This window comes from Mesorhizobium sp. M7A.F.Ca.US.014.04.1.1, assembly GCF_003998745.1.
Taxonomy (GTDB): domain Bacteria; phylum Pseudomonadota; class Alphaproteobacteria; order Rhizobiales; family Rhizobiaceae; genus Mesorhizobium; species Mesorhizobium ciceri.
Genome location: NZ_RZRW01001431.1, coordinates 1 through 484, shown reverse-complemented (window position 1 = coordinate 484; position 484 = coordinate 1). Strand labels below are relative to the sequence as shown.

General features: G+C 64.5%; 1 protein-coding gene and 1 pseudogene. Both read right to left on the bottom strand.

What is annotated here, in order from left to right; translation table 11 throughout:
- Positions 1 to 21: 21 nt before the first annotated feature.
- Positions 22 to 174, bottom strand: a pseudogene (locus EOA22_RS36945) (RNA methyltransferase); the annotation flags it as partial.
- The coding region (locus tag EOA22_RS36940) for an SAM-dependent methyltransferase (protein WP_348629532.1) at positions 171 to 484 on the bottom strand (314 nt) is incomplete at its 5' end. The gene EOA22_RS36940 and the pseudogene EOA22_RS36945, both read right to left, overlap by 4 nt.

Sequence of the window (484 nt, the reverse complement as noted above, 5' to 3'; positions counted from 1 at the left end):
GATGGGAGGCGGCGATGCTTACAGCACCGCCATCAGCATGGCGCGATCCCTTTCGCGCGCGGCGGTGACCGTTTCACCGGGCAGTGTGAAGGGAATGAACAGATCGCCTGTCTCGGTCTCGGCGACACCGTCGCCCTGGGCGCCAAGTTTCCTGATGCTGAAGCGCGCGCTCATCGGTCCTTGATCCCACCGAGCAGGAATTCGCGATTGCCGTCGCCGCCATCGATCGGCGACAGATGCAGCCCCAGCGAGCGCCAGCCGGGAACGGAGTCCAGCCAATCCTGCAGCAGGCCGGCGACACGGGCGGCGTCGAAGGGATCCTTCAACAGACCACCCTTGCCGATCGCTTCCCTGCCGGCCTCGAATTGCGGCTTGACCAGAAACATGGCCTTTGCGCCAGCCTTGGCCAGACCAAGGGCCGGCGGCAGCGCCAGTTTCAGCGAGATGAAGCTGACGTCGGAGACGATGAAATCCGGAATACGCC